Origin of the sequence: Enterobacter cloacae complex sp. ECL411, from assembly GCF_021869665.1 — a bacterium.
In the GTDB taxonomy this organism is placed as follows: Bacteria; Pseudomonadota; Gammaproteobacteria; order Enterobacterales; family Enterobacteriaceae; genus Enterobacter; species Enterobacter intestinihominis.
On record NZ_CP091486.1, the window covers coordinates 2129285 to 2151450 of the forward strand.

At 59.4% G+C, this 22166-nt stretch carries 18 protein-coding genes and 1 pseudogene; 14 read left to right on the forward strand and 5 right to left on the reverse strand.

From position 1 onward, the window contains the following. The first annotated feature begins 46 nt into the window (after positions 1-46). From L3069_RS10270 to L3069_RS10280, 3 genes are read left to right on the forward strand one after another with little or no spacing between them, the layout of a single operon-like run. Positions 47-2686 carry a YdbH family protein gene (locus L3069_RS10270; protein ID WP_063136013.1) on the forward strand — a complete coding sequence of 880 codons (2640 nt, stop codon included), beginning with the start codon at positions 47-49 and terminating at the stop codon, positions 2684-2686. After that, a complete protein-coding gene (locus L3069_RS10275; protein WP_003857369.1) occupies positions 2683-2874 on the forward strand; it encodes a YnbE family lipoprotein in 192 nt (63 codons plus the stop codon). The genes L3069_RS10270 and L3069_RS10275 overlap by 4 nt, the downstream gene beginning before the upstream one ends. 7 nt (positions 2875-2881) lie before the next feature. Continuing rightward, on the forward strand, positions 2882-3199 hold the full coding sequence (locus L3069_RS10280; RefSeq protein ID WP_022648010.1) for a YdbL family protein: 318 nt from the start codon (positions 2882-2884) through the stop codon (positions 3197-3199). On the opposite strand, the gene feaR is transcribed toward L3069_RS10280, so the two are convergent. Further along, on the reverse strand, positions 3200-4108 hold the full coding sequence (gene feaR / locus L3069_RS10285; RefSeq protein WP_038416001.1) for a transcriptional regulator FeaR: 909 nt from the start codon (positions 4106-4108) through the stop codon (positions 3200-3202). Between the two features lie 241 nt (positions 4109-4349). On the opposite strand from feaR, the gene L3069_RS10290 reads away from it, so the two are divergent. Beyond that, positions 4350-5849: an aldehyde dehydrogenase family protein gene (locus L3069_RS10290; protein ID WP_022648012.1), complete on the forward strand. Its 1500-nt coding sequence runs from the start codon at positions 4350-4352 to the stop codon at positions 5847-5849. A gap of 39 nt (positions 5850-5888) precedes the next feature. Here the strand turns inward: L3069_RS10290 and L3069_RS10295 are convergent, their stop codons facing one another. The 4 genes and pseudogenes from L3069_RS10295 to paaZ form a co-directional block, all read right to left on the reverse strand. Continuing rightward, positions 5889-6995 carry a GGDEF domain-containing protein gene (locus tag L3069_RS10295; protein ID WP_100167764.1) on the reverse strand — a complete coding sequence of 369 codons (1107 nt, stop codon included), beginning with the start codon at positions 6993-6995 and terminating at the stop codon, positions 5889-5891. Positions 6996-7047: 52 nt separating this feature from the next. Then, a pseudogene (locus tag L3069_RS10300) lies at positions 7048-9021 on the reverse strand (alkyl/aryl-sulfatase). Between the two features lie 166 nt (positions 9022-9187). Next, positions 9188-11461 (reverse strand): primary-amine oxidase, encoded by a 2274-nt coding sequence (gene tynA, locus L3069_RS10305; RefSeq protein WP_038416004.1) that lies wholly within the window; start codon positions 11459-11461, stop codon positions 9188-9190. A 195-nt stretch (positions 11462-11656) separates the two neighbouring features. Continuing rightward, on the reverse strand, positions 11657-13696 hold the full coding sequence (gene paaZ, locus L3069_RS10310; protein WP_038416005.1) for a phenylacetic acid degradation bifunctional protein PaaZ: 2040 nt from the start codon (positions 13694-13696) through the stop codon (positions 11657-11659). 285 nt (positions 13697-13981) lie between these two features. Here paaZ and paaA point away from each other — a divergent pair, with 285 nt between their 5' ends. The 10 genes from paaA to pcaF are packed head-to-tail and all read left to right on the forward strand — an operon-like array spanning position 13982 to position 22148. Beyond that, on the forward strand, positions 13982-14911 hold the full coding sequence (gene paaA, locus L3069_RS10315; protein WP_038417033.1) for a 1,2-phenylacetyl-CoA epoxidase subunit PaaA: 930 nt from the start codon (positions 13982-13984) through the stop codon (positions 14909-14911). A gap of 12 nt (positions 14912-14923) precedes the next feature. After that, a complete protein-coding gene (paaB, locus tag L3069_RS10320; protein WP_003857353.1) occupies positions 14924-15211 on the forward strand; it encodes a 1,2-phenylacetyl-CoA epoxidase subunit PaaB in 288 nt (95 codons plus the stop codon). Positions 15212-15219: 8 nt separating this feature from the next. Next, a complete protein-coding gene (gene paaC / locus L3069_RS10325) occupies positions 15220-15966 on the forward strand; it encodes a 1,2-phenylacetyl-CoA epoxidase subunit PaaC (RefSeq protein WP_100167763.1) in 747 nt (248 codons plus the stop codon). A gap of 11 nt (positions 15967-15977) precedes the next feature. Continuing rightward, entirely contained in the window at positions 15978-16475 is a 498-nt protein-coding gene (gene paaD, locus L3069_RS10330; protein WP_032624316.1) for a 1,2-phenylacetyl-CoA epoxidase subunit PaaD, read from the forward strand. Between the two features lie 7 nt (positions 16476-16482). Continuing rightward, complete coding sequence (paaE, locus tag L3069_RS10335; RefSeq protein WP_022648022.1) at positions 16483-17553, forward strand: 1,2-phenylacetyl-CoA epoxidase subunit PaaE; 1071 nt, start codon at positions 16483-16485, stop codon at positions 17551-17553. Further along, on the forward strand, positions 17550-18317 hold the full coding sequence (gene paaF, locus L3069_RS10340) for a 2,3-dehydroadipyl-CoA hydratase PaaF (protein WP_038416006.1): 768 nt from the start codon (positions 17550-17552) through the stop codon (positions 18315-18317). Before paaE ends, paaF begins: the two co-directional genes overlap by 4 nt. Beyond that, positions 18317-19105, forward strand: a complete 789-nt coding sequence (paaG, locus tag L3069_RS10345) for a 2-(1,2-epoxy-1,2-dihydrophenyl)acetyl-CoA isomerase PaaG (protein ID WP_041907448.1) — start codon at positions 18317-18319, stop codon at positions 19103-19105. Before paaF ends, paaG begins: the two co-directional genes overlap by 1 nt. Before the next feature lies 1 nt (position 19106). Then, complete coding sequence (gene paaH, locus L3069_RS10350) at positions 19107-20531, forward strand: 3-hydroxyacyl-CoA dehydrogenase PaaH (RefSeq protein WP_100167762.1); 1425 nt, start codon at positions 19107-19109, stop codon at positions 20529-20531. Continuing rightward, a complete protein-coding gene (gene paaI / locus L3069_RS10355) occupies positions 20521-20943 on the forward strand; it encodes a hydroxyphenylacetyl-CoA thioesterase PaaI (RefSeq protein WP_023300032.1) in 423 nt (140 codons plus the stop codon). The genes paaH and paaI overlap by 11 nt, the downstream gene beginning before the upstream one ends. After that, entirely contained in the window at positions 20943-22148 is a 1206-nt protein-coding gene (gene pcaF, locus L3069_RS10360; protein WP_022648027.1) for a 3-oxoadipyl-CoA thiolase, read from the forward strand. The genes paaI and pcaF overlap by 1 nt, the downstream gene beginning before the upstream one ends. Positions 22149-22166: the final 18 nt, after the last annotated feature.

The following is a 22166-nucleotide window of genomic DNA, read 5'->3' on the forward strand; positions in this document are numbered from 1 at the left end:
GCAAGAACGGCTTATTTATTTCGCAAAATCAGGATATTAACTGCCCATGAAGGGTAAATACAAAGCCGCAATCGCGCTATTACTGCTGCTGTTAATCGTGCCGCTGACGCTGCTGATGACGCTCGCCCAGTGGGTGCCCACGCTCGCCGGGATCTGGCTTCCCGTTGGAACACGCATCGCGTTTGAAAAAAGCCCACGGCTCACGCGCCACGCCCTGATCATCCCCGATCTCCGTTATCTGGTAGAAGAGTGCGAAATTGCCCGCGTGGAAAACGTGACCCTGTCACACCCCAGCCGCTGGGATCTGGATATTGGCGCACTTGAACTTAACTCTGTCTGCCTGAGCAAATTACCGCAATCGGCGCCGTCTACGGTGGCGCCGAAAACGCTGGCGCAGTGGCAGGCCATCCTGCCCAACACCTGGCTGACCATCCACCGTTTTACCCTTTCTCCCTGGCAGCAGTGGGAGGGTGAGCTGCATGCCTCACTCACGCCAGCTCGCCAGGACATCACCTATAAAGGCGAGCAGGTGAGCATTAAGGGGCAGTTGCGCGGCCAGACGCTCTCCATCAGCCAGTTCGATGTGCAGCTGCCGGACCAGTCGCAGCCCGTGAAGCTGGTCGGTGAATTTACCCTGCCGCTGGTGCCGGACGGCGTACCGGTGAAAGGGCATACGGTCGCGACCTTTAACGTGCCACAGTTATCCTCGCTGGTCGATGCCGATCTGGACTGGGAGGATAATCAGGGCCAACTGGTGGTTATGGCGCGGGACAACCCCGATCCGCTGCTCGATTTACCGTGGCAGATCACCGCTCAGCAGTTGACCATCAGCGACGGGCGCTGGAACTGGTCAGCCTCCGGTATGCCGATGAGCGGTCGCATCGGCCTGAAGGTGGATAACTGGCAGCAGGGGCTGGAAAAAGCCACCTTCACGGGGCGGCTCAACGTGCTGACCCAGGGGGACGCGGGTAAGGGCAACGCGGTGCTGAATATCGGTCCCGGCTCGCTCAGTATGGAAAACAGCGCTATGCCGCTGCACCTGAGCGGGGAAGCCAAGCAAAACGATCTGATCCTGTATGCCAGACTCCCGGCGAAGCTGACCGGCAGCCTTTACGATCCGCAGCTTACGTTTGAACCCGGCGCACTATTGCGCTCGCGCGGACGCATCATTGACTCGCTGGATATCGATGAGATCCGCTGGCCGCTGGCGGGCGTGAAGCTCACGCAAAAGGGCGTGGACGGCCGCCTGCAAGCCATTCTGCGGGCGCATGAAAACGAGATGGGCAATTTTGAGCTGCATCTGGACGGCCAGGCTAACGACTTTTTACCGGACAACGGTTTGTGGCAGTGGCGCTACTGGGGTAAAGGGAACTTCACGCCGATGAACGCGCGCTGGGATGTCCGGGGAACCGGGGAGTGGCGCGACAACGTTATCGAACTGACCGATCTTTCCACGGGGTTCGACAAATTGCAGTACGGCACGATGCTGGTCAGCAAACCGCGCCTGGTGCTGGATCACCCGGTGCGCTGGTCGCGGGACCCGGATAACCCCATCTTTAGCGGCGCGCTCGCGCTCAATGCCGGGCAAACAAGCTTTTCAGGCGGAAGCGTGCTGCCGCCGTCCGTTTTGACCTTCAGCGTTGACGGGACAGACCCGACGGTGTTCCAGTTTAAAGGGAACCTTCATGCGGATGACATCGGCCCGGTCCAGGTGAATGGACGCTGGGACGGCGAACGCCTCCGCGGTCAGGCCTGGTGGCCAAAACAGTCTCTTACAGTGTTCCAGCCGCTGATCCCGCCAGACTGGAAAATGACCCTGCGCGGCGGCGAAATGTACGCGCAGGTGGCTTTCTCGGCGGCCCCCGACCAGGGGTTTGAGGCCGGGGGGCACGGGGTGCTGAAAGCGGGCAGCGCGTGGATGCCGGATAACGAAATCAACGGCGTTGATTTTGTTCTGCCGTTCCGCTTAAGCCAGGGCACCTGGTCACTGGGCACGCGCGGACCGGTAACGTTACGAATCGACGAGGTGAAAAACCTGGTCACAGCCCGAAATATCACCGCGGATCTCCAGGGCGATTATCCCTGGACCGAAGCGAACCCGCTCCTGCTCACCAACGTGAAGGTGGAAGCGCTCGGCGGGAAAATCACCATGCAGCAGTTGAGAATGCCGCAGCACGATCCGGCTTTACTGCGCGTGGATAATATTTCCTCCAGCGAACTAATAAGCGCGGTAAATCCGAAGCAGTTTGCCATGTCCGGCCCGGTGAGCGGCGCGCTGCCGTTCTGGCTGGACAATGAGAAATGGATCATTAAAGATGGCTGGCTGACCAACCCGGGGCCGATGACGCTGCGCATCGACCAGGACACGGCGGATGCCATTGTGAAAGACAACGTGGTTGCCGGGGCGGCGATCAACTGGCTCCGCTATATGGAAATTTCGCAGTCGTGGACAAAACTCAATGTGGATAATCTGGGTGTGTTAACCATGCAGGCGGCCATTAAAGGCACCAGCCGCGTCGAGGGCAAAAGCAGCTTCGTTAACCTGAATTACACCCATGAAGAGAACATTTTTACCCTCTGGCGCAGCCTGCGCTTTGGGGACAATCTGCAAACATGGTTTGAGCAACATGCGGCGATACCCCTTCTCCGCGGTTCGACAGGCAAGGAAAGTGAGGAACAACAATGAAAAAGAGGGCTGGTGTACTCACCGTGGCCGTCGTCGCGCTGCTGTCAGGCTGCACGCCGCGCATTGAAGTGGCGGCGCCCAAAGAGCCGATCACCATCAACATGAACGTGAAAATCGAGCATGAAATCCATATCAAGGTGGATAAAGACGTCGAAGCCCTGCTGAAATCCCGCAGCGATCTGTTCTGAGGATGCCATGAAACGATTAGCTCTGATGTTACTGGCGCTGGGGATGAACGTTCACGCCGCCACGCTTACGCTCAACGATGCGCGCACCCAGGGGCGCGTAGGGGAAACCCTGAGCGGCTATCTTGCGCCCGTTCAGCACGACGCTGAAACCCTGGCGCTGGTGAACCGTATCAACGCCGCACGCACGGAAAGTTACCAGCAGCTTGCTGACAGCAATAATTTGCCCGTCGACGAGGTGGCGAAAATGGCGGGGCAAAAGCTGGTGGCCCGCGCGCAGCCGGGTGAGTACGTGAAGGGGATTAACGGCAAATGGCTGAAAAAGTAACTAGCGGTAACGCTTACGGTATTCGCCCGGCGAAACCCCGAAACGCTGCTTAAAGGCGGTGGAAAAATGGCTATGGTCGGAAAAGCCCCAGCTGTAGCCAATGCCCGCCAGCTTTTCGTCATCGCCGATGGAACGCAGCGCCTGAGCGCATAAATCGAGGCGACGGTTCTTAATATACTGCGCCACCACCAGCCCTTTCCCGGCAAACATGCGGTACAAGCTACGCACGGACATGCCGCTCTCTGAGGCTATCCACTCCGGTCTTAACGCCTCCGACTGAATATGATCGTCAATCAGGGACAGAACGTGGCGGAACTGACGCTCCTTGCGCGGCAGCACCTCGTCATGCTGCTGGAAGGCCGGACGCAGCAGACACACCATCGCCTCCAGCGCCGCTTCGCTTTCACTGGCGCTGAGATCGGCATTGCCCATGCTCTCCTGTAACAGTCGGTAGCTCAGCTGTACGGTAGGCAGACTGCGGGAGAGGGGCAACGCGCACCTCACTTCCTGAAAACGCGCGTGTTGCTCAATGATTTGTCGCGGGAGCAACAGCGAAATCTGGCGGGAACGCTCCTGCCAGTAAATGGAGCACGGGCGGGAGGCGTCAATCAGCGTGATATCCCCGGCTTTCAGCAGCGCGCGCTGGTCGTCCTGTTCGATTCCGGCGCTGCCTTCCAGCTGAAACACGGTGTAGAACCAGGCGTCGTTGCCGTTTTTGATCTCCTGACGGGTGCGAAACAGGTTAACGCCTGCGGCGGTCACCGTGCTCAGCTTCAGACTTTGGGTGTAGCTGGTTTCCAGTTCGCCGAGAAACGCCCCCTCTAACGGACGTGCCGCAAAGCGCCCACAAACCTGGTTAATTTGCGCCAGCCACTGCTGAAAATTGTCCTGTTCGCTTGCACATGCCATTGATGTTCTCGCTGCACCGTCACTGTTTTCGCATTGTTGCATTTATGTTGCATTTTGTCAGGGCTACGAGGCTGACTATAGGAAAGAACACTCAACGGTTACAGCGATATAAGCGGGAATTATCACGATTTGCGGAGCCTGTCACAGCTGGCAAAGCGAATGTCACACAGACAAAAGCAGGAATGCGAATCCCCTCTTAGACTGCATACACACCCTGCGAAGCATAACGAAGGAGTATCCTATGTCCGAATCACACGTCGCCGTCCTGCCTGGCGTGCAGCAGTTTTTAGATCGCCAGCACGGCCTGTGGATCGAAGGGCGTCAGGCGGCATCCGATAGCGAAAAGCGTCTGAACGTCTACAACCCGGCGACCGGAGAGGTCATTGCCTCCACCGCCGATGCCAGCGTTGATGATGTCGATCGTGCGGTGATGTCTGGCTGGCGCGCCTTTGTCGCCCGAAGCTGGGCCGGGCGGCTTCCGGCCGAGCGGGAACGCATCCTGCTGCGGTTTGCGGATCTGGTGGAACAGCATGGCGAAGAACTGGCACAGCTCGAAACCCTGGAGCAGGGGAAATCGATTAACATTTCCCGCGCCTTCGAGGTGGGCTGCACCCTGAACTGGATGCGCTACACGGCAGGGCTGACCACCAAAATTGCCGGTAAAACCCTCGATCTCTCGATTCCACTGCCGCAGGGCGCGCGTTATCAGGCGTGGACGCGTAAAGAGCCGGTTGGGGTCGTGGCGGGGATTGTGCCATGGAACTTCCCGCTGATGATTGGCATGTGGAAAGTGATGCCCGCGCTGGCGGCAGGTTGCTCCATCGTGATCAAACCCTCGGAAACCACGCCGCTCACCCTGTTACGGGTGGCGGAACTGGCGAGCGAGGCGGGGATCCCGGATGGCGTTTTCAACGTGGTGACCGGCAGTGGCGCCGTCTGTGGCGCGGCACTGACCTCGCACCCGCGCATTGCCAAAGTGAGCTTTACCGGATCGACGGCGACGGGCAAGCAGATTGCCCGCGCGGCGGCGGATACGCTAACGGGCGTGACGCTGGAACTGGGCGGCAAAAACCCGGCCATCGTGCTGAAAGATGCCGATCCGGCGTGGGTGATTGAAGGGCTGATGACCGGCAGCTTCCTGAATCAGGGGCAGGTCTGCGCGGCCAGTTCACGTATATATATTGAAGCTCCGCTGTTCGACACGCTGGTCAGCGGCTTTGAACAGGCCGTGAAATCCCTGAGCGTCGGGCCGGGCATGTCGCCGGACGCGTTTATCAACCCGCTGGTGTCGCGCGCCCACTGCGATAAGGTCCAGGCGTTTCTGGATGAGGCGAAGGCGCACAATGCGGAGCTGATCGCCGGGAACCGGGGGCCAGACGGCAAAGGCTATTACGTTTCGCCAACGCTGGTGGTCAACCCGGATAATCATCTGCGACTGACGCGTGAAGAGGTCTTCGGGCCGGTGGTGAATCTGGTCCGTGTAGCTGACGGGGAAGAGGCGCTTCAGCTGGCGAACGACACTGAATACGGCTTAACGGCCAGCGTCTGGACGCAGAACATCAGTAAAGCGCTGGAGTACACCGACAGACTACAGGCCGGAACCGTGTGGGTGAACAGCCACACGCTGATAGATGCCAACCTGCCGTTCGGCGGCATGAAGCAGTCTGGCACCGGGCGCGATTTCGGCCCCGACTGGCTGGATGGCTGGTGTGAAACCAAGTCGGTGTGTGTGCGGTATTAATAAAACGCCGGGTAAGGCGAAGCCAGCACCCGGCATTATTTAACGCGACCACCTATCCCGCCCGGACTCCTTCGCCCGATACAACGCCGCATCGGCGCGGGCGATGATTTCCGGGCCGGCCAGTCCTGGGGTATAGCCGGCAACGCCCATACTCACCGTCACACATTCACTCACCTTCGACGCGCTGTGCGCAATGGCTGCGGTGCGCAGGCCAGCCTGGATCCGCGCGGCGACTTTCTCAGCAACGCTTTCTTCACAGTCAAAGAGGATCACGACGAACTCCTCACCACCGTAGCGCGAAACCACATCCTCTGGCGTGCGCACCGAGGAGTTCAGCACCTCCGCGACCCGCGCGAGACACGCGTCTCCTGCCTGGTGACCATAGGTGTCGTTATACAGTTTGAAGTAGTCGACATCCTGCATCAGTACCGTGAAGCGTTTGCCTTGCTCCACCGCGTTTTCCAGCACCAGCTCCATCGCCCGGCGGTTGGCCGTTTTCGTCAGCGGATCCTGATGGGCCAGCGCATCCAGCCGCGAAATTAAACGCTGATTCTGCTGGTTGCGACGCCAGGCCTCTTCAAACCAGCTCAAGAGGATGTAGCGTCCGCAAACGAGAATGAACGTGAACACCACCCACAGCCCGGCAAAGCGAAGGTTCATCTCCTTATTCAGCAGCATGCTGGCAACGGGCATGGTGATCCACAGCGGCGCGATAAAGCACACCAGCCCCACCGGATGAAAATATAGCGCGGTCATACCGGCCATCAGCAGGGTAACGAATATCGGCCAGGGATGAGGAAGCTGTATCACGTTGATAAACCAGTAACAACTTATCGACCATAGCAGGCTACACATTAACAGCACGGCGCTGACGCCGCGGATGTGGCGCCAGGCCATTATTACCAGCGCCACGGAAAGGATGACTACCCCCAGCATGGAAGCGTCAATCATCTGTGTGAGAGGTGGGCTGACGTGTAAGAGGGTATCAATTTGGCCGAACAGGGAATTGCGCAGCAGGATCATTAGCGCAAAGCTCGCGTTGACGAAGGCGAGCCACGGCAGGTTCATGGCCAGCCCGTGGACAACCATGGCGTTACGGGTCGGCCAGGTCGCGGGCTCCGGAGTGGCGTTGTGTCTTTTTTCCATGAGAGAGAATGTCCCTGTGGCGGGCGGAAAGACCGCCCGCGAGTGCATGCCTTTACGGGGTCACAATGTTAAACCAGAATTCAAATTTATCCATGTAACCGAGCATGGCATCGAGTTTTGCGGCATCGCCCGTCACTTTGATATCGCCATTATCCTGAGCCTGTTTAAGCGTCACTTCTTTCAGGATGATTTTATTCAGCGTATCGCGGTTGAGGGTCACGGTCGCGTCAGCATCCTTCGCTTCGGCGTTCGCCGTGTGGTTCAGCACGCCATTTTCCAGCTCCAGCTTGTATTTGCCGCCGTCGCTGCCGAGGTCGATGTTAAACACCGATTTTGCATCCGCTGCTTTTTCACCGTTGATATGCACCGCCAGATAGTCAAAGAACATTTCTGGCGTCATTGCGCGCACGGTATCCGGGCTGGCGGTATTCGGGGTCGGACCTTTCACCACGCCGTTACGCAACTCCTGCGCGCCGGTCAGGTAGAAGTTACGCCATGGGCCGGATTCAGCCTGATAACCCAACTGCTCCAGGGCATCCGCTTCAAGGTTACGTGCGGCCTGGTTGTTTGGATCGGCGAACACCACTTTGCTGACCACCTGAGCCACCCAGCGATAGTTGCCCTGGTCAAAATCGGTTTTAGCTTTACTCAGGATGGCATCCGCGCCTCCCATATACTCCACAAATTTCTTCGCGGCTTCTTCAGGCGGCAGTTCATCCAGGGTCGCGGGGTTGCCGTCAAACCAGCCTAAATAGAGCACGTAGGTGGCTTTGACGTCATGGCTGACTGAACCGTAATAGCCTCGGTTGGCCCAGGTATTGGCCAGGGAGTTCGGCAGCTTGAAGTTGGCGGCGATCTCGTCACGCGTCAGCCCTTCATTCGCCATGCGCAGGGTCTGGTCGTTGATGTAGCGGTAGAGGTCGCGCTGGCTTTTCAGCAGGTTAACCACATTCTCGTTGCCCCAGGTCGGCCAGTGGTGCTGCGCCATGATAACTTCGGCCTTATCACCCCAGCGTACAATTGCCTGGTTGATGTATTTCGACCATGGCAGCGGTTCACGAATTTTCGCACCGCGCAGGGAGTAGGTGTTGTGCAGGGTATGGGTAACATCTTCCGCAGATTCGATCAGCTTTTTCTCTTCGATATATCAGAGCATCTCGGAAGGCGCTTCCGATCCCGGTGCGAGCATAAAATCATAGGTCAGGCCGTCGATCACCTCTTTCTGACCATCTTTCTCGATGATATTGGTCGGGGCGATCAGGGTCACCGTCCCGGCGGAGGTGGTGGTGCCGAGACCCGCACCCACCTGGCCTTTCGCATCCGGCTTCAGCAGGTTGCCGTACATATAGCTGGCGCGGCGGCTCATGACGTTGCCCGCCATGATATTTTCCGCGACGGCGGCCTCCATAAATCCGGCTGGCGCGTAGACTTTAACCTTGCCGGACTTCACGTCGGCTTCGTCCACCACGCCGCGCACGCCGCCATAGTGGTCAACGTGGCTGTGGGTGTAAATAACAGCGACGACAGGTTTCTTGCCGCGATTTTTATAGTAAAGATCCATCCCGACTTTGGCCGTCTCCGCCGACACCAGCGGATCGACCACGGTAATACCTTCTTTACCTTCGATAATGGTCATGTTTGACAGGTCGAGGTTACGGATCTGGTACACGCCCTCGGTGACTTCAAACAGGCCGCTGATGTTAATCAGCTGGGACTGACGCCATAAGCTCGGGTTAACCGAATCGGGCGCTTTATCGCCTTCCTTGATAAAGGCGTACTGCTGTGGATCCCAGACGGTGTTGCCTTGCTCCCCTTTGATAATTTCCTGAGGTAGCGGGGCGATAAACCCTTTGTGGGCATTGGTAAAATCGGTGTTATCAGAGAAAGGAAGCTGGTTGAAGAGTGCGTTGTTGGCCTGCTGAGTTGCTGCGGTTGCATCCTTAGGGGCTTCTGCGGCCCAGGCTGAACTGGCGGAAATGAAAAAACCGGCCAGCGCAAGGCTTCTTGCTATCTCATTGACTTTCATCCTAAAACCTCTCGGTTATGTATAGCGTTGTTCATGGACACTTCGATATCTACAAAATGTTTCAGATGTTGCAAAAGCATTAAGCGAAGTAACATTAACTATAATCGGGGAGTGGTATTCAGCAAGAAAGCGAATGAAAAACCGGGCATCGTGCCCGGTCAACGTGTTATTTCTGCTCTTTTTTCTTACCGAGCGTTGGCGTCTCGTCAAAGAAGTTCCACGGCTTGAGTAACGTGTGCACCCATTCCGTCGGCATTATCGGCCACTCCTCGGCGCGGGCGACATGGGTGGTGCCGGTGGTCATCCAGATGACGTTATCCTGGTCGTTCAGCGACTCGTTATCTTTGCTGTACTGGCCGAGGCCCGTATCATGCGTGGAACGGTTCGGGTATTTTCCCTCCGGGTACATCTCGTCGGGATGGTAACGCGTCACCCACAGCTGTTTATCCATAAAGCTCAGGCGGTGATAAATCCACTCGTCCGGGGCAAACTTCGCGCCCGTCGCCACCGGGTGTGTGCCCCCCGCGTAAGGGATGATCTGATACGAGACCGGGTTGCCCATGCGGTTCTCTTTGCTGGTGTTGCTCAACAGACGGATGGTGCCCGGATCAAACTTCTGCGCCGCCTGCTGTTCGGTATCAATATCATACTGATTAACCTGCATGGTGCTGGTGCGCGGTCCGCCAGCGGTGTTCGGTTTGACGTCCGGATCCATGGCCACCAGCTTGTTGTTGATGCCGTCCACGTCCATATCCAGACGGAAGTTGTAGATGTGCTGGTGGGTGGTGCCGACAATATTATGGTCGATCAGCGTACCGTATCGGGTGTCATCCTTCGCGGTGGCATCATGCATGGTTTTCGTCTGCACGCCTTTCACCGCTTCAATGCCCGTGGCCCCTGCATCAATGCCGATGGTGCCGTTTTCGTGGAATACCCAGTCGAAGATATAATCGTAGTTACCCACGGTGCTGACCCAGCGCACCACCAGCTCGCGGCGCTCGGTGCTGACGTTGGGTTTACCTAACTCCTGATGCTTATACTCCGGCCCGGCGTAACGCTCGAAAATGGCGATCGCCCGGGGGATCTCCATTGGCGCACCGGTATAGTCCGGGATGGTTTCGTTGAGCATCACGGCGTTAGACGGAACATCCTTGCCGCGCACCAGCGGGGAGGTCAGGGTACCCATGCCGTAATCACCGGAGTCCAGGTAGGCCTTAAAGTACCAGCCGATATCCGGGTCGCCGTACGGCACAATCATGCCCCCGAGCGATCCCTGATACATCACCTGTCGCTTTTTGCCGTTGTCGTTATAGGTCACGGTGGAGATCATCGGGCCGACGCGCGAGTCCAGGCTCAGATGAAAATCCCAGTTCTGCCAGTGCACCATATCCCCGGTAATGGTGTAGTTCTTGCCTTCCGGCTCGATAATCTCCAGCGGTTTTTTCACCGTTTCAACGCGGTCACGGCCATCATAAGGACGCGGGGTGAGCGGCACCGGCACGACCGGGCCTTCCTCAATGTTCTGGATTTTCTTCTGCTCGAGATCCACCACCGCAACCAGGTTTTCGATCGGGTGCGCCCAGTAGTTACCGTCGCCCACGTCGAGATAGCTGATCACTTTCAGCAGGCGGTCTTCCTGTTTCAGCCCATCCTTGCCGTCAAAAAAGCCGACGGTAAGCGGGGTGGTGATCACTTTCTTCGGATCGGTAATGCCGCGCTTTTTCAGCACGGCGGCAAACTCCGGGCTTTCATTGATGATCTGCTGCACGGTATTGAAGTCATCCAGCAGCACCATGCCGTGCGCGTCTTTGATCGGCTCCCAGCGGAGGATCTTTTTGTCCTTCAGATCCACCCGGCTTTCGATGATGCGTTTGCCGTCAAGCATAATGATATTGGCCTGGCGGGGCGCATCCACCGCCGTGCCGTTAAGCACGAAGTCCCAGACTTTGGCTTTTTCTGGCTCCGCCAGCGCAATCTGGGTAAAGCGGGTATTGGGTTTAAAATCCGTAGAGGCTTTCACAATGGCTACGGCCTGGTTGATTTCATCAGCCGTCAGCGCGTTTAACGGATGGGGGCGTTTTTCAACCTGGAATGTCTGATCAAGACCGGACTGAAAGACATCGTTGATAAAAGTCTCCGGGATATAGGCCTTATTGTTCTTCATCACCACGGGCACCTGGAGCGTCAGCGGTTTGCCGTTAACGATGGCGGTGTTGGCGCCGGGTTTGACCTTCACAAAGGCACCGTCTTTAGCGATGGTGAACATCTGGGCGTAATCATCCCACTGCACGTCCGCGCCAAACGCCTGAAGCGTTTTGTCCATCGGGACCATATGCGCCTCGCTGCCGTGAGCGTAAACAGGGGATTGCCAGGCGCAACAGAGCGCAACGGCCATGGCCAGTGCCGTTCTACGGGCAGAAAAAGAAGAATTGCTTCCCATCGCAGACCTCATCTTGTTGTGTTTATTGTGTTGTGTCAGCCTTATCCTGACAGGCGCGCACGAAAAGCGTTTGCCTGCATCTGCCAGGTTGTTTGTCAGTCTTGCCAGGTTAAAAAAAGACCGGGGGATATCACACCCCGGTCAGGTAGTTGTAGGCCGGGTAAGCGGAGCGACACCCGGCATGAAAGAGGTGCGTCAGAAGTCACCCTGCTGGCGCGCCACCAGCGTCAGAATGGAGTAAAGCGCCACGGCCTGCTGATGCTGGTTGAAGATCTCCACCGCCCATTCCACCACGCCCGTCGGTTTTTCCTCGGCAGTGCGCTGTTTCTTCAGCGTTTTACGTTTACAGGTCAGGCGCACCTGAATGGTATCGCCCGGCTTGACCGGCTCGATAAAGCGCAGGTTTTCCATGCCGTAGTTGGCAATAACCGGCCCAACCCCGGCATCGACAAACAGCCCCGCCGCGGCGGAAATCAGGAAATAACCGTGTACCACGCGCTCGCCAAAAATCGACTCCGCCGCGCCAATTTTGTCCATATGGGCATAGAAATGATCCCCGCTCAGGCAGGCAAAATTCACGATATCCGCTTCCGTCAGGGTACGACGCGGGGTCAGCAGGCTGTCGCCCGGCTGTAACTCCTCGAAGTATTTACGGAACGGATGAACGCGATCTTCCAGCACCTCCGCGCCACGGACCCACTGTTTGCCGATGGCGGCGAGCATGGACGGGCTGCCCTGAATGGCCGTGCGCTGGAGATAGTGCTTCACCGCACGCAGGCCGCCCAGCTCCTCGCTGCCGCCCGCACGTCCCGGGCCGCCGTGCACCAGCTGCGGCAGCGGTGAACCGTGGCCGGTGGATTCTTTCGAGGATTCCTGGTTGAGGATCTGAATGCGTCCGTGGGCGCGCGCGGCACCGGCAATAAATTGCCGCGCCACGTTTGAATCTGCCGTGACCAGCGTTCCCGCCAGGCTGCCGCCGCCCGCCCGCGCCAGCTGCATGGCGTGTTCACTGTTGCGGTACGGCATCAGGGTGGCGACGGGGCCAAAGGCTTCGGTGGCGTGAACGGCCGGAGTTTCGTCCGGCTGCGGGCAGAACAGCAGGGTGGGCGGGAAGAATGCGCCAGCCGCCTGCATATCGGCTTTACCACCCAGACGGATCTGGCAGCCCGAGGCAAGCAGATGTTCGACTTTTTCCTGCACGTCAGCACGTTGCTCACTGTTGACGAGAGCCCCCATCTTCACCCCTTCCTGGGCCGGATCGCCGACGACCACGTTCTCCAGCCGCGCAATCAGCGCCTGGCTGACGGCTTCAACCTGTGCTTCCGGCACGATGATGCGGCGGATGGCGGTACATTTTTGCCCGGCTTTGGCGGTCATCTCGCGCACCACTTCGCGAATAAACAGCGCAAACTCCGGCTGCTCCGGCGTCACGTCCTCACCCAGCACGCAGCAGTTAAGGGAATCTGCTTCCATGGTAAACGGAATGGAATGCGCGACGATATTCGGATGTACGCGCAGGCTCTGCCCGGTGCTGGCCGACCCGGTAAACGTCACCACGTCCTGGCTGTCGAGCTGGTTCAGCAGATCGCCCGCGCCACCACAGATCAGGCTGATGGCGCCGTCCGGCACCAGTCCGCTCTCGACGATCGCTTTCACCATCGCCTGAGTCACCTGCGCGGTGGCGGTGGCGGGCTTGATGATGGCGGGCATCCCGGCAAGCCAGGTGGGCGCGAGCTTTTCCAGCATCCCCCAGCACGGGAAGTTGAACGCGTTGATATGCACCGCCACGCCGGATTTCGACGTTAACACGTGACGTGCCGCAAAGCCGCCTTCCTTCGACAGCGGGATCAGCTCATCCTCCGGCCACAGGGTATCGTCCGGCAGCTCACGGCTGCCGAGGCTTGCGTAGGTGAAGAGGGTGCCGATACCGCCTTCAATATCCACCCAGCTGTCGGCCTTCGTCGCGCCGGTCTGGGCTGACAGGGCATAAAACCGATCCTTCTGGCTCAGCAGATGTTTGGCCACCGCCTTCAGCATGGCGGCGCGCTCGATAAAGCTCATTGCGCGGAGCGCTTCTCCGCCGTGTTCAATGGCGTAACGGCGCGCGGCCGCCATATCCAGCCCTTCGCTGGTGACTTCAAATAGCGTTTCCCCGCTGATGGCGTGGGTGATGGTGCGCTCGCGGCCCCGGCCTGATTGCCAGGTGCCGGACAAGAAGCTGGCTAACTGCTGCATTTCTTCTCTCCAGGTGTTTCGTGATTTCACTATAAATAGTTTGATCGCGAATCATAAAAAGCAAGCTGAGTTTTAATGAATTGTTAACGTTGTGATCTCTATTGCTTAGCCTGACCCCCCGAAAGCCTTGTATCATCGGCCTTTCATGAAAAGGCTTGCGAGCGTCGTCACAAAATAAACAAACGCTTCTTGGGGTTACATTTAACCTTTGTGTAACTTTTAAGAAACCAAATGATTCACCATTATGCTGTTTTTGGTGATTTAACGAATCACAAAGGTGGTTATGTGACGCAAGAACAACGCTTTGAGCAACGCATCGCACAGGAGACGGCCATCGAGCCGCAGGACTGGATGCCGGATGCCTATCGCAAGACGCTGATCCGCCAGATTGGACAGCACGCCCACTCTGAGATTGTCGGCATGCTGCCGGAAGGAAACTGGATCACCCGCGCGCCGACGCTGCGCCGGAAAGCCATTCTGCTGGCGAAGGTGCAGGACGAAGCCGGACACGGCCTGTACCTCTACAGCGCGGCGGAAACGCTGGGCTGCGCCCGGGAGGACATCTATCAAAAGATGCTCGACGGCAAGATGAAATACTCCTCCATCTTCAACTATCCGACCCTGAGCTGGGCCGATATCGGCGTCATTGGCTGGCTGGTGGACGGGGCGGCCATTGTGAACCAGGTGGCGCTGTGCCGTACGTCTTACGGCCCGTACGCCCGGGCGATGGTGAAAATCTGTAAAGAAGAGAGCTTCCACCAGCGTCAGGGTTTTGAGGCCTGCATGGCGCTGGCGCAGGGCAGCGAAGCCCAGCGGCAGATGTTGCAGGACGCCATCAACCGTTTCTGGTGGCCCGCACTGATGATGTTCGGACCCAACGACGACAACTCCCCAAACAGCGCCCGCAGTCTCGCCTGGAAGATCAAACGCTTTGGCAACGATGAGCTTCGCCAGCGCTTCGTGGACAACACGGTGCCTCAGGTGGAGATGCTCGGCATGACCGTGCCGGATCCCCACCTGCGTTTCGATGAAGAGAGCGGCCACTACCGCTTCGGCGAAATCGACTGGCACGAATTTGACGAGGTGATCAACGGGCGCGGGATCTGCAACCACGAACGTCTGGCCGCAAAACGTAAAGCCTGGGACGACGGCGCATGGGTGCGTGAAGCCGCTCTGGCCCACGCGGAAAAACAACGCGCCCGCCAGGCCGCATAAGAGGAATCAACCATGAGCAATGTTTACTGGCCGTTATACGAAGTTTTTGTCCGTTCGAAGCAGGGGCTGTCGCACCGCCATGTGGGCAGCCTTCACGCTGCCGACGACCGCATGGCGCTGGAAAACGCGCGCGATGCCTATACCCGCCGCAGCGAAGGCTGTTCCATCTGGGTGGTGAAGGCGAGTGAAATCGTCGCCTCCCAGCCGGAAGAGAGCGGGGAGTTTTTCGATCCGGCGGAAAGCAAGGTCTACCGCCATCCGACGTTTTACACCATCCCTGATGGCATTGAGCATATGTGAGGTTGGGGATGAACAACGTATCTGCTTATGCCCTGCGTCTGGGCGACAACGGTCTGGTGCTCTCACAGCGTCTGGGCGCCTGGTGCGGCCATGCGCCGGAGCTGGAAATTGACCTGGCGCTCGCCAATATCGGCCTTGATCTGCTCGGGCAGGCGCGCAATTTCCTGACCTACGCCGCTGAACGGGAGGGTAAGGGTGATGAAGACACCCTGGCCTATGGCCGCGATGAGCGTCAGTTCCGCAATCTGCTGCTGGTGGAACAGCCAAACGGCAGCTTCGCCGACACCATTGCCCGTCAGTATCTGATGGATGCGTGGAACGTAGCGCTGTACGAACGGTTGATCCACTGCAGCGACAGTCAGCTTGCCGCCATCGCGGCAAAAGCCATTAAAGAGGCGCGCTATCACCTGCGTTTTAGCCGCGGCTGGCTGGTGCGGCTGGGGGACGGGACAGAAACCTCCTCACAGAAAATGCAGCAGGCGGTGGATAGCCTGTGGCGCTTTACGGCTGAATTGTTCGACGCCGACGACGTCGAGCTGGCGCTGATTGACACCGACGTGGCGGTTGATCCGCGCGCCCTGCGGGAACCGTGGGAGCGCGAAGTGTTTGCCGGGCTGGCGGAAGCTACCCTCCGCGTGCCCGAGGAAGTGGCGTATCGCACGGGCGGCAAGAAGGGGCTACATACTGAACACCTCGGACCGATGCTGGCTGAGATGCAGTATCTCCAGCGCGTTTACCCCGACCAGCAGTGGTAAAGGAGAACGCTATGCAACGCCTCGTCGACATTGCGCCTGCCCAAATCCCGCAGATTTGGGCGCTGTTAAGCCAGATCCCCGACCCGGAAGTGCCGGTGCTGACCATCACCGACTTAGGCATGGTGCGCAGCGTGAAGGCGCAGGGGGAAGGCTGGGTTATAGGCTTCACGCCAACCTATTCGGGCTGTCCGGCAACGGAGCATCTGCTGGGGGCGATCCGCGAAACTCTGACCGGGAACGGCTTTTCCCCGGTACATATTCTGCTGCAACTGGAGCCCGCCTGGACCACCGACTGGATGACCGACGATGCCCGCAGGCGCCTGCGGGAATATGGCATCAGCCCGCCTGTCGGCCATAGCTGCCACGCCCACGTTCCTGCGGAGGTGAGCTGCCCGCGCTGTGCGAGCACCGATACCTCGCTCATCAGTGAATTTGGTTCCACGGCCTGCAAAGCGCTCTACCGCTGCAATACCTGCCGTGAGCCCTTCGACTATTTCAAATGTATTTGAGGCTGCCATGACAACGTTTCATTCATTAACAGTGGCAAAAGTGGAACCCGAAACCCGCGACGCGGTGACCATTACCTTCGCGGTGCCGCAGGCGTTACAGGAGGCGTACCGCTTCCGTCCCGGTCAGCATTTGACCCTGAAAGCCAGTCCTGGCGGGGATGAACTGCGCCGCTGCTACTCCATCTGCCGGAGCACCGCGTGCGGTGAGATCAGCGTGGCGGTCAAAGCCATCGAGGGCGGACGTTTTTCCCGCTATGCCCGGGACGAGATCAAACCTGGCATGGCGCTGGAGGTGATGGTTCCCCAGGGGCATTTTGGCTACCAGCCGCAGGCCGAACGCGAAGGCCACTATCTGGCGATTGCCGCCGGGTCCGGGATCACCCCGATGCTGGCGATTATGTCCGCTACGCTGGCCACTGAAGCCCACAGCCACTTCACCCTGATTTACGGCAACCGCAGCAGCCAGAGCATGATGTTCCGCCGGGCGCTGGCGGACCTGAAAGATAAATACCCGCAGCGTTTGCAGCTGATCTCCATCTTCAGCCAGGAGACGCTCGACAGCGATCTGCTCCATGGCCGTATTGACGGGGAAAAGCTCCAGGCGCTGGCAAAAACGCTGGTGAATTTCCGCCAGTACGATGAAGCCTTCATCTGCGGCCCGTCGGCGATGATGGACGAGGCTGAGGCGGCGCTGAAAGCGCTGGGTATGCCGGAAAAAGCGATCCATCTTGAACGCTTTAACACGCCGGGAACCCCCGTTAAACGGACAGTCAGCGTGCAAGCCGACGGGCAGAAGGTCACCGTCCGTCAGGACGGGCGCGACAGGGAGATCACCCTGACGGCGGACGACGAGAGCATTCTTGACGCGGCCCTGCGTCAGGGGGCGGATCTGCCTTACGCCTGCAAGGGCGGCGTGTGCGCCACCTGCAAATGCAAAGTGCTTCGCGGGAAGGTGGACATGGCGACCAACTACAGTCTGGAGCCGGACGAGCTGGCCGCAGGCTATGTGCTGAGCTGTCAGGCGCTGCCGTTAACCGCTGACGTTATCGTCGATTTTGATGCGAAGGGGATGGCATGAGCGAACTGATTGTCACCCGTCATGGCCGCGTGTTGCAGCTGACGCTTCACCGTCCGGCGGCGCGCAACGCGCTCAACAATGCGCTGCTCACGCAAATCACGGAGCAGCTTGAAGCCGCCGCCGTGGATGCGGAGATCGCCGTCTGTGTGATTTACGGCAACGAACGCTGCTTTGCCGCCGGGGCCGATCTCAACGAAATGGCGGAGAAAGACCTGCCCGCCACACTGAACGATATCCGCCCGCAGCTGTGGGCGCGGATAAACGCCTTCACCAAACCGCTGATTGCCGCCGTGAACGGCTACGCGCTGGGGGCAGGCTGTGAGCTGGCGCTGCTCTGCGACGTGGTGATTGCCGGTGATAACGCCCGCTTTGGCCTGCCGGAAATCACCCTCGGGATCATGCCGGGCGCAGGCGGCACACAGCGGCTAATCCGTAGCGTGGGCAAATCGCTGGCCAGCAAAATGGTGCTGACGGGCGAAAGCATCACGGCGGTTCAGGCGCACAGCGCCGGGCTGGTCAGTGACGTTTACCCGGCCTCGCTGACGCTGGAGTATGCCCTGAAGCAGGCGGGGCTGATGGCGCGCCACTCGCCGCTGGCGTTACAGGCGGCGAAGCAGGCGCTTCGCCAGTCGCAGGAAGTGCCGCTTCAGGCCGGGCTGGCGCAGGAGCGTCAGCTGTTTGCGCTGCTCGCGGCCACCGACGATCGCCGGGAAGGTATCAACGCCTTTTTACAAAAACGCACCCCAGACTTTAAAGGACGCTAATTGTGGAATTTATTCTGAGCCATGTTGAGCAGGGCGTAATGACCATTACGCTGAACCGCCCGGAGCGCCTGAACAGCTTTAACGACGTCATGCACCAGCAGCTTTCCGAATGCCTGAAGCAGGCCGAGCGCGATGACGCCATCCGCTGCCTGCTGATCACCGGGGCAGGACGCGGTTTCTGCGCCGGGCAGGATCTCAACGACCGTAACGTGGACCCGACCGGCCCCGCGCCGGATCTGGGCATGTCCGTTGAGACTTTTTACAACCCGCTGGTGCGCCGCCTGGCAAAACTGCCGAAGCCGGTGATTTGCGCGGTTAACGGCGTGGCGGCGGGGGCAGGTGCCACGCTGGCCCTCGGCTGTGACATGGTGATTGCGGCCCGTTCAGCCAGCTTTGTGATGGCCTTCAGCAAGCTCGGGCTGGTACCGGACTGCGGCGGAACCTGGCTGCTGCCGCGCGTGACCGGACGCGCCCGCGCCATGGGGCTGGCATTGCTGGGCGACAAGCTCAGCGCCGAGCAGGCACAGGCCTGGGGAATGATCTGGCAGGTGGTGGACGACGAGCAGCTCTCCGCCACCGCACAGCGGATGGCGCTGCATTTTGCCTCGCAGCCGACCTATGGCCTGGGCTTGATCAAGCAGGCAATCAACGCCGCCGAAACCAACACCCTCGACGCCCAGCTTGATCTGGAGCGCGACTATCAACGTCTGGCCGGACGCAGCGACGACTACCGGGAAGGCGTCAGCGCGTTCCTGGCAAAACGCGCGCCGAACTTTACGGGGAAATAAGATGGTGAATATCCATACGGTCGCCGTCATTGGCAGCGGCACCATGGGCGCCGGGATTGCCGAAGTGGCAGCCAGCCACGGTCATCCGGTTCTGGTGTACGACATTGACGCTGCGGCGATTTCCCGCGCCGTCGACGGCATTCGCCAGCGGCTGTCCTCTCGCGTTGCGCGCGGAAAACTCTCTGCCGACGCCGGGGAACAGATCCTCGCCCGCCTGACGCCGGTGACGAATATCAGTGCTCTGGCGAAAGCCGATCTGGTGATCGAGGCGGCCTCCGAGCGGCTTGAAGTGAAAAAGGCGCTGTTTACCCAACTGGCAGAGGTTTGCCCGCCGCAGACGCTACTCGCCAGCAATACCTCGTCTATTTCCGTTACCGCGATTGCGGCGGAGATAAACCACCCTGAACGCGTCGCCGGGCTGCACTTCTTCAATCCTGCCCCGGTGATGAAGCTGGTGGAGGTGGTCAGCGGGCTGGCGACCTCACCCGAAGTGGCCGATGCGCTGTGCGAGCTGGCGCTGAGTTGGGGAAAGCAGCCGGTACGCTGCCAGTCCACACCGGGGTTTATCGTCAACCGCGTAGCGCGTCCTTTCTACTCGGAAGCCTGGCGTGCGCTGGAAGAGCAGGTGGCAGCGCCCGAGGTGATCGACGCCGCCCTGCGAGACGGCGGGGGGTTCCCGATGGGGCCGCTTGAGCTGACGGACATGATTGGTCAGGACGTCAACTTTGCCGTGACCTGCTCCGTATTCAACGCCTTCTGGCAGGAGCGTCGTTTTTTGCCGTCGCTGGTGCAGCAGGAGCTGGTGCTGGCGGGGCGTCTGGGTAAGAAAAGCGGGCAGGGCGTTTACCGCTGGCAGGGGGACAAACCCGCCGTCAGCTGGCTCGCCCCGGTCAGCCACAGCTTCAGCCCGATGCGCGCACAGCGAAGAAGTGACGGTGTCACGGAAATTGACGATCTGTTGCTGATCGAAACGCAGGGTGAAACCGCGCAGTCGCTGGCGCTGCGCCACGGCTGTCCGGTGGTGGTGGTCGACCGCATCGAGCGGGATGTGGCCGTTATAGCCGCCGCGCCCGGCAACCCGCACGCCGCCACGCAGAAAGCCATTTACTGGTTGCAGCACCAGGAGAAACGGGTGGTCCAGATTGCGGATTACCCCGGCCTGCTGATCTGGCGCACGGTGGCGATGATTGCCAACGAAGCGCTGGATGCCCTGCAAAAAGGGGTCGCCAGTGAGCAAGACATCGATACCGCCATGCGCTTAGGGGTCATCTATCCCTGCGGCCCCATAGCCTGGGGCGAGCGCCTTGGCTGGCAGCGTCTGTTAACGCTGCTGGAGAACCTGCAACGTCACTACGGCGAGGAACGTTATCGCCCCTGTTCACTGCTGCGCCAGCGTGCGCTTCTGGAGAGTAGTTATGAGTCATAACGCCTGGCATAACGCCCGCGCGATGTACGAACGGGACGCCTGCGCGCAGGCGATGGGGATGGACATTATCGAGATGGGCGAGGGCTACGCGGTGGTGACCATGACCATCACCCCGCAGATGCTTAACGGGCATAAAACCTGCCACGGCGGACAGCTATTCTCGCTGGCCGATACCGCCTTTGCCTACGCCTGCAACAGTCAGGGGCTGGCGGCGGTGGCCTCAGGCTGCGCCATCGATTTTCTGCGTCCGGGCTTTGCTGGCGATAAGCTGACCGCTACCGCGCGGGTGAAGCATCAGGGCAAACTGACCGGCGTCTACGACATCGAAATTCAGAATCAACAACAGAAAACCGTCGCTCTTTTTCGCGGGAAATCCCACCGCACCGGCGGCAGTGTGACAGGAGAAGCCTGATGCGTAACGCATTTATTTGTGAGGGTGTGCGTACCCCGGTCGGTCGCTACGGTGGAGGATTATCCAGCCTGCGTGCCGATGACTTAGGGGCCGTTCCGCTGCGTGCGCTGCTGGCGCGTTACCCGCAGCTCGATCTGGAGCGCATAGATGACGTGATCTTCGGCTGCGCAAATCAGGCCGGAGAGGATAACCGCAACGTGGCGCGCATGTCGTCGCTGCTGGCCGGGCTGCCGCAGACCGTTTCCGGTACCACCATAAACCGCCTGTGCGGCTCCGGTCTGGATGCCCTTGGCTTTGCGGCACGCGCCATTAAGGCCGGGGATGGCGATCTGCTGATCGCCGGTGGCGTCGAATCCATGTCCCGTGCGCCGTTCGTGATGGGTAAAGCCACCGCGGCGTTTCAGCGTCAGGCGGAGATCTTCGATACCACCATCGGCTGGCGATTTGTGAATCCGCTCATGCATCAGCAATACGGAACTGACAGCATGCCGGAAACGGCAGAGAATGTAGCGGAATTGTTAAATATAAGCCGTGCCGATCAGGACGCATTTGCCTTGCGCAGCCAGCAGCGCACCGCGCTGGCGCAGCAGAATGGCGTTCTGGCGCAGGAGATAATCCCGGTACAGGTAACGGGGAAAAAAGGCGCGGTAACGGAAGTGAGCGTAGACGAGCATCCGCGCGCCGAAACCACCCTTGAACAGCTTGCCGCGCTGAAAGCCCCGTTTCGCAAGAACGGTGTGGTGACGGCGGGGAACGCCTCTGGCGTCAACGACGGGGCGGCGGCGCTGATTATCGCCAGCGAGCCGATGGCGCTTGCCCAGGGGTTAACCCCGCGCACCCGCATTGTGGCCATGTCGACCGCGGGCGTCGAGCCGCGTCTGATGGGATTAGGCCCGGTTCCCGCCACCCGTAAGGTGCTGGAACGTGCCGGACTCAGTATCACCGATATGGACGTCATTGAGCTTAACGAAGCCTTCGCCGCACAGGCGCTGGGGGTGCTGCGTCAGCTGGGCTTGCCGGATGACGCGGAGCATGTCAACCCGAACGGCGGAGCGATCGCGCTAGGTCATCCGCTGGGAATGAGCGGTGCCAGACTGGCGCTGGCCGCGAGCAATGAATTGCACCGACGCGGCGGGCGCTACGCGCTGTGTACGATGTGCATCGGTGTGGGTCAGGGCATTGCCATGATCCTTGAGCGTGTTTGAGCGAACAATAATGTGAGT

Coding starts and splice junctions, on each gene's coding strand:
- paaC (WP_100167763.1), top strand. CDS start 15,220: ATGAACAACGTATCTGCTTATGCCCTGCGTCTGGGCGACAACGGTCTG.
- paaF (WP_038416006.1), top strand. CDS start 17,550: ATGAGCGAACTGATTGTCACCCGTCATGGCCGCGTGTTGCAGCTGACG.
- L3069_RS10275 (WP_003857369.1), top strand. CDS start 2,683: ATGAAAAAGAGGGCTGGTGTACTCACCGTGGCCGTCGTCGCGCTGCTG.
- paaE (WP_022648022.1), top strand. CDS start 16,483: ATGACAACGTTTCATTCATTAACAGTGGCAAAAGTGGAACCCGAAACC.
- paaD (WP_032624316.1), top strand. CDS start 15,978: ATGCAACGCCTCGTCGACATTGCGCCTGCCCAAATCCCGCAGATTTGG.
- paaH (WP_100167762.1), top strand. CDS start 19,107: ATGGTGAATATCCATACGGTCGCCGTCATTGGCAGCGGCACCATGGGC.
- feaR (WP_038416001.1), bottom strand. CDS start 4,108: ATGGCATGTGCAAGCGAACAGGACAATTTTCAGCAGTGGCTGGCGCAA.
- pcaF (WP_022648027.1), top strand. CDS start 20,943: ATGCGTAACGCATTTATTTGTGAGGGTGTGCGTACCCCGGTCGGTCGC.
- L3069_RS10290 (WP_022648012.1), top strand. CDS start 4,350: ATGTCCGAATCACACGTCGCCGTCCTGCCTGGCGTGCAGCAGTTTTTA.
- L3069_RS10295 (WP_100167764.1), bottom strand. CDS start 6,995: ATGGAAAAAAGACACAACGCCACTCCGGAGCCCGCGACCTGGCCGACC.
- paaZ (WP_038416005.1), bottom strand. CDS start 13,696: ATGCAGCAGTTAGCCAGCTTCTTGTCCGGCACCTGGCAATCAGGCCGG.
- tynA (WP_038416004.1), bottom strand. CDS start 11,461: ATGGGAAGCAATTCTTCTTTTTCTGCCCGTAGAACGGCACTGGCCATG.
- L3069_RS10280 (WP_022648010.1), top strand. CDS start 2,882: ATGAAACGATTAGCTCTGATGTTACTGGCGCTGGGGATGAACGTTCAC.
- paaB (WP_003857353.1), top strand. CDS start 14,924: ATGAGCAATGTTTACTGGCCGTTATACGAAGTTTTTGTCCGTTCGAAG.
- L3069_RS10270 (WP_063136013.1), top strand. CDS start 47: ATGAAGGGTAAATACAAAGCCGCAATCGCGCTATTACTGCTGCTGTTA.
- paaI (WP_023300032.1), top strand. CDS start 20,521: ATGAGTCATAACGCCTGGCATAACGCCCGCGCGATGTACGAACGGGAC.